This window comes from Devosia sp., assembly GCF_036676215.1.
Taxonomy (GTDB): domain Bacteria; phylum Pseudomonadota; class Alphaproteobacteria; order Rhizobiales; family Devosiaceae; genus Devosia.
On the sequence record NZ_JAKFDJ010000016.1, the window covers coordinates 48,717 to 55,144 of the forward strand.

At 63.7% G+C, this 6,428-nt stretch carries 5 protein-coding genes, 1 tRNA gene and 1 pseudogene; 3 read left to right on the forward strand and 4 right to left on the reverse strand.

Going from position 1 to position 6,428, the window contains the following annotated elements; genetic code table 11:
• Position 1: 1 nt before the first annotated feature.
• The gene (gene glmS, locus V6M52_RS01205) at positions 2-1,828 is read right to left on the reverse strand and encodes a glutamine--fructose-6-phosphate transaminase (isomerizing) (RefSeq protein ID WP_332698559.1); all 1,827 of its coding nucleotides are present in this window, start codon (positions 1,826-1,828) and stop codon (positions 2-4) included.
• A 1-nt stretch (position 1,829) separates the two neighbouring features.
• Entirely contained in the window at positions 1,830-3,197 is a 1,368-nt protein-coding gene (gene glmU / locus V6M52_RS01210; protein ID WP_332698562.1) for a bifunctional UDP-N-acetylglucosamine diphosphorylase/glucosamine-1-phosphate N-acetyltransferase GlmU, read from the reverse strand.
• Between the two features lie 174 nt (positions 3,198-3,371).
• Between glmU and V6M52_RS01215 the strand changes: the two genes are divergently transcribed.
• The 3 genes from V6M52_RS01215 to V6M52_RS01225 all read left to right on the forward strand — a co-directional run bounded on the left by V6M52_RS01215 (position 3,372) and on the right by V6M52_RS01225 (position 4,823).
• A complete protein-coding gene (locus V6M52_RS01215) occupies positions 3,372-4,109 on the forward strand; it encodes a hypothetical protein (protein WP_332698565.1) in 738 nt (245 codons plus the stop codon).
• A gap of 77 nt (positions 4,110-4,186) precedes the next feature.
• Positions 4,187-4,261 (forward strand) — tRNA-Lys (locus tag V6M52_RS01220).
• A gap of 34 nt (positions 4,262-4,295) precedes the next feature.
• Positions 4,296-4,823: a hypothetical protein gene (locus V6M52_RS01225; RefSeq protein ID WP_332698568.1), complete on the forward strand. Its 528-nt coding sequence runs from the start codon at positions 4,296-4,298 to the stop codon at positions 4,821-4,823.
• Here V6M52_RS01225 and map read toward each other — a convergent pair.
• Both map and V6M52_RS01235 read right to left on the reverse strand, forming a co-directional pair.
• Positions 4,820-5,575: a type I methionyl aminopeptidase gene (gene map / locus V6M52_RS01230; RefSeq protein WP_332690115.1), complete on the reverse strand. Its 756-nt coding sequence runs from the start codon at positions 5,573-5,575 to the stop codon at positions 4,820-4,822. The two genes, V6M52_RS01225 and map, sit on opposite strands and share 4 nt — an antisense overlap.
• Before the next feature lie 4 nt (positions 5,576-5,579).
• Positions 5,580-6,428: pseudogene (locus V6M52_RS01235) on the reverse strand (glucose-6-phosphate isomerase); the annotation flags it as partial.

Below are 6,428 nucleotides of genomic sequence, written 5' to 3' on the forward strand. Positions count from 1 at the left end.
GCTACTCCACCGTCACCGACTTCGCCAGGTTCCTCGGCTGGTCCACGTCAGTGCCCATGAACACGGCCGTATGATAGGCCAGCAATTGCACCGGAATACAGGCCAGGATCGGTGCGACGAAGCTGGAAACGTGTGGAATAACAATGATATCGGCCACGCCATGACCCACCGTCTCAGCGCCTTCGGCATCGGTGATCAGGATGATCTTGCCGCCGCGGGCCGCGACTTCCTGCATGTTGGATAGGGTCTTGTCGACCAGCTCGTCGGAGGGCGCCACCACGATCACCGGCATGTCCTCGTCCACAAGCGCAATCGGGCCGTGCTTGAGTTCACCTGCTGCGTAACCTTCGGCGTGGATGTAGCTGATTTCCTTGAGTTTCAGCGCGCCTTCCATGGCGATGGGGAACATCGGCCCGCGGCCGAGATAGAGCACGTCCTTGGCCTTTGACAGGCGTTTGGCGATGTCGATGATCTGGGTTTCGGTCGCCAGTGCTTGCGAGACTGCTGCCGGCAAGCTGGTCAGTGCCCGCACGCATGCCTGCTCTTTGCTTGCATCCAGCACGCCCCGGGCGCGGCCCGCCGCGATGGCGAGGCTGGCCAGGGCCGTCAGCTGCGCGGTCAGCGCCTTGGTCGAGGCCACGCCGATTTCGGGACCGCAGAGAATGGGGAAGACCACGGCGGATTCGCGGGCGATGGTCGATTCCAGCGTGTTGACCAGCGACGCCACATGCTGCCCCTGCCCCGCGCAGTAGCGCAAGGCCGCCAGGGTGTCGGCTGTCTCGCCCGACTGGGAGATGAACAGCGACAGCCCGCCTTTTTCCAGTGGCGGCTCGCGGTAGCGGAATTCGGAGGCCACATCGATATCGACCGGCAGGCGCGCATAGCGCTCGAACCAGTATTTAGCGACGGCGCCGGCCAGGTAGGCCGTGCCGCAGGCGCTGATGGTGAGCCGGCTCAGGTCGGCGAAATCGAAGGGCAATGCCTCGCGGATGGCTACCTTTTCGGCGCCCATGTCCACGTAGTGGCTCAGCGTGTGCGAAATGGTCTCGGGCTGCTCGTAGATTTCCTTGGCCATGAAGTGGCGATGGTTGCCCTTGTCCACCATCAGCGCCGAAGTCTGCGAAATCAGCTGTTCGCGCTGCACGATGGCGTCCTTGCCATCGCGGATGGTGACGCCCTGGGGGGTGATGACCGCCCAATCGCCGTCCTCGAGATAGGTCAGGCGCGAGGTGAACGGGGCCAGCGCCATGGCGTCGGAGCCCAGATACATTTCCGTCGTGCCATAGCCGACGGCCAGCGGCGCACCGTGACGGGCAGCGATCAGCAGTCCCTCCTCGCCCTTGAACAGAAAGGCGAGCGCGAAAGCACCCCTGAGTTGCTTGAGCGTGCGGGCCACGGCCAGTTCGGGGTCGGCGCCATTGGTCAGTTCGCGACTGACCCAGAGCGCCACGGCCTCCGTGTCAGTCTGCGTCTTGGGCAGATAGCCGTCCTTGGCGAGGTCCGCCAGCATATCGCGATAATTCTCGATAATGCCGTTATGCACCACGGCCACGCGGTCGGTGGCGTGGGGATGGGCATTCTGCTCGGTCGGCGCACCATGGGTCGCCCAACGGGTGTGGCCGATGCCGATACGGCCGCCAAGCGGCTCGAAGCTCAGCTTCTGCGCCAGATTGCCCAGCTTGCCCTCGGCGCGGCGGCGGGAAATGTCCCCGCCTTCCAGCGTCGCGACGCCGGCGCTGTCATAGCCGCGATATTCGAGGCGCTTGAGCGCATCGACGAGACGGATGGCAACCGGTTCAGTGCCTACGATGCCGACAATACCGCACATACTATTTGTCCCTTTTCGCCTGCTGGGTCGCCAGCTTCTTGGCCGCGGCCGTCGCAAAAATTTCCTTGGCCCGGCCAGGCTTGACCACTTGCCGCGCGCGGCCCAGCGCCAACGCGTCCGCTTCTACATCTTCAGTGATCACGCTGCCACTGGCCACCAGCGCTCCGGCGCCCACAGTCACCGGCGCTACCAGCGAGGCGTTGGAGCCGATGAAGGCGTTGTCGCCGATGACGGTGCGGTGCTTGTTGTAACCGTCATAGTTCACCGTGATGACGCCGGCACCGATATTCACGTCGGCCCCGACTGTGGCGTCGCCCACATAGGTCAGATGGCTGATCTTGGCGCCTCTGCCGATGTCGGCCTTCTTGATCTCGACGAAATTGCCCACCTTGGCGCCTTCGCCGAGGCTTGCCTCCGGCCGCAGCCGCGCGAACGGCCCGACACTGGCATTCCTGCCGACATGGGCGCCTTCGAGGTGGCTGAAGGCATGGATCACCGCGCCCTCTTCGATTTTGACCCCCGGCCCGAACACAACGTTAGGCTCAATGGTCACGTCGCGGGCGATCTCGGTATCATAGGAGAACCAGACGCTTCCGGGGTCCTTAAGCGTCACGCCGGCCTTCATGAAATCCTCGCGGCGCAGATCTTGGAACAGACCCTCGGCCCGGGCCAGCTGGCTGCGGTCATTGACGCCCATGACGTCGTTTTCCGGCGCGAGGCCATAGCCGACCTTCTTGCCGGCCGCATTGGCCAGGCCCACCAGATCGGTCAGGTAATATTCGCCCTGCGCGTTGTTGGTCTCGACCTTGTCGATCAGCTCGCGGAACACCTCGGCACGGAAGGCCAGGATGCAGGCATTGCACAGCCGGATGCGGCGCTCGTCCTCGGTGGCGTCCTTGTGCTCGCGGATGGCCAGCAACGTATCGCCGTCGGTGATGAAGCGGCCATAGCCGGTCGGGTCCTTGGGCTCAAAGCCGAGAATAGCGACGTCGAGGCCGGCATCGAGCCGGTCCAGCACAGCCCTAAAGTTGATGCCGCGCAGCAAGGGGTGATCGCCATAAACCACCGCCACATAGCCTGTCGCCTTGTCGAACAGGTCACGCGCCATGGCGGCGGCATGGGCCGTGCCCCGCGCCACGGCCTGCTCGAAATGCACCACATCAGGGTGCATGGCCGTCACGGATTTGCGGATAGCATCATGGCCGGGACCGGTCACCAGCGCGATCTGAGTCGAGCCGGCTTCACGCGCAGCGCGGGCCACATGGCCCACAATCGGCATGCCACCGACCGGATGGAGAACCTTGGGCATAGCCGATCGCATGCGCGTGCCCTCGCCCGCAGCAAGAATGATCGACAGCAGTTCGGTCATGTGGGTTCTCCGGTGCGACTCTTAAACAGCGCATTTTCACAACATTATGGCACGCAACCGTTGGCGAACAGGTAACGGCGGCGTCATGGTCAAGACTGGTGCAGCGCCTGATTCGACGGCACCCATCGGGGTATTGCATTGGCTAGAGCATCGGAACAATTCCGGCAATCGGACGTGACCACCTGGGCCATCGTCGCCCTGGTGCTGGCCGGCATCGCCGTGATGGGGGCCAATGTGTCGGCTCTCATGCCGCAAAGCCTGCTAGCCGGCCTGCACAAGACCCGGATCGGAGGCGCCTCGCTGGAGCAGTTGCGCGGCCAGGTTGCGGACTTGCGCGAGGAAACCCAGCGGCTCAAGCGCGAGAACAGCATACTGGCGGCCCGCTTTGCGCTCGAAGAGCAGCAGGGCAATGAAGTCACCCGCCGCGTCGGCGCGCTGGAGGTCAGTCTGCCGCAACTGCTCGAAACGCTGCCCGACAGTGCCGGGGTCGACCGGTCTAACACGGCGGCCATTGGCGGGGCGGCACTGGTTTATGACGCTGCTGGCGGATCGGTCGCAATTCGCCAGCAACCCATGGCCGAGGCCACGCCGCAAAACCAGCCGCTACCCGCTTCGGTCCAGCAGGTCGCCACGATTGCGGCGCCCGGCCAGGCTAGCTATGGCATTGCGCTGGGGCCTTCCATTGGCGTCGAGCAAGCTCCGGAGGCCTGGCGCGACCTGTCGATGAAGCTGGGACCGCTGCTGTTTGGACTGGCGCCGGTGCTCGCCGATGAGTCCAGCAGCAACGACAAGCGCATCATTGTGGGACCGATCACGCAGCTGTCCGAGGCGAGTGCGCTATGTGCCCGACTGGAGCGCATGTCGGTCTCGTGCCTGCCCATGCCATTCGCCGGGACACCGTTGGTCTATTGAGGTGACGCAATTGCGGTTGACAGCACAGGCAACGTGGCTATGTTCCGCCGCGACGCCAGCAGCGTCTGACTTGGTGCGTGCCGGTAGCTCAGTGGTAGAGCATTCGACTTTTAATCGAATGGTCGAGGGTTCGACCCCCTCCCGGCATACCAATCCTCTTCACACCATCTGATCGGGCTCCCTGCAGTGTCACAGGATACCATCGATCTGCTCAAGGTGCTGGCGGCGACTGCGCTTGTGTTCGCAGCCGGCACGCTGGTGATGCTCTATGTCATCTACCTGATGGCTCAGTATGGCGCGGACCTGCCCATGGTTGGTTCGCTCCCCTTGCGAGCGCCACCCGAGATGGTGCCCCTGCTGGCCGACAACCGCATTTTCACCACCCTTGCCGCCGTACATGTCACAGCGACCGGACTGGCGCTGCTCATTTCCAGTCACACGGTCGACATGGCCCTGCTGATCACCTCCAAGGCGGTGGCCGTGGTCATCGTCGCGTTGCTCGGCTTCGTGGGCGGGCACATGATCTATCTGCAGCTGACGGAAAACGCCTCGTTCGCACTTGCCCCGCTTTCCCCCGTGCTGGTGGCACTGGTCGGCTTTCTGGTGCTGTCGACGCTGCTCAGCGTGCCAACCCTGCGCGGGCTGGGTAATCTGCGCTTCGCGGTGGCCATCGGGCTGGTGGTGATGGGACCGATGCTGCTGGTCTGGCTCTAGCCTGCCAGTGTCACCACGACGGCGCCGCGGGGCGTTGCTACCACGGTATGCTCATATTGGACGCAGGGTGCCGCGGGACGGCTGATCAGCGTCCATTCGTCATCGGCCGATTTCTGGTCGGCCATTTTGCCACCTAGTGACAGGAATGGCTCGATGGTGAACACCAGCCCATTGGTCATGCGCCGGCGTTCCGACTTGTCCGGCCAGGTTGCGATTTCGGCCGGTTCGTCGTGAAGGCTGTCGCCCACGCCATGGCTGGCCAGGTTGCGGATCAACGTATAGCCGCCCTTTTTGGCGAACTTGCCTATGGCTTCCCCGATATCGGCCAGCGGCGCACCGGCCTTGACCGCGTTGATGCCGGCCCACATGGCTTTTTTGCCGTCGCGGCAGAGCGCCACGAGGCGCTTGTCACCCTCGCCCAAAATGAAGGACGAGCCGCAATCGGCGAAGATACCGTCCTTTTCCGCCGAGACATCGATATTGACCAGGTCGCCTTCGGCCAGCACACGGGTACCGGGAATGCCGTGGGCGATTTCCTCGTTGACCGAAATGCAGGTGGCGCCGGGGAAGTCATAGGTCACCATGGGAGCAGAAAGCGCGCCGTTTGCTGCCAGCATGCTGGCGCCTATCTCATCGAGCTCGGCTGTCGTCATGCCCACACGCATGGCCGAAGCCATGGCGTCGCGGGTAATGGCGCAGATGCGGCCGATGGCCTTGAGCTTTTCGAGCTGTTCTTCGGTGGTGATGGTCAAGCGATCAGGCCTTGTTGGCGAGGTAATAGGCCAGCAGACCCTGGGTGGAGCTGTCGTGCCCTTCCCCGCTCTGCTTGCCCTCGACCTTGGGCAGCAGGGCCTTGGCGAGCTGCTTGCCCAGCTCCACGCCCCACTGGTCGTAGGAATTGACGTTCCAGATCACGCCCTGGGTGAACACCTTATGTTCGTAGAGCGCCACCAAAGAGCCCAGCGTCTCTGGTGTCAGCTGCTCGTAGAACAGGGTGTTGGACGGACGATTGCCGGGGAACACCTTGTGCGGGGTGAGTTCCTTGATCTTTGCCTTGTCGAGGCCCTGGGCCTTGAGCTCGGCGACGACCTCTTCCTCGGTCTTGCCGAGCATCAGCGCTTCTGACTGCGCCAGCACGTTGGCGACAAGCTTGTCGTGGTGCGGTGGCAGGCTTTCGTGCGGCTTGGCGGCGATGAGGAAGTCGGCGGGGATGACGTCGGTGCCCTGGTGGATGAGCTGGTAGAAGGCGTGCTGGCCATTGGTGCCCGGCTCGCCCCAGACGATGGGGCCGGTGGACCAGCCGACCGGCTTGCCGGCCAGCGTCACCGACTTGCCATTCGATTCCATATCCTGCTGCTGCAGATAGGCGGCGAAGCGGCTCAGGCGCTGGTCATAGGGCAGCACGGCATGGGTCGAGAAACCCCAGACATTGCGGTACCAGACGCCGAGGACAGCCATGATGACCGGCAAGTTATCCTCGAGCGGGGCGGTGAGGAAATGGCGGTCCATGGCATCGGCGCCCTTGAGGAAGGCGGCGAAATTGTCGTAGCCGACGGCCAGCGCGATCGGCAGGCCGATGGCCGACCAGACCGAATAGCGCCCGCC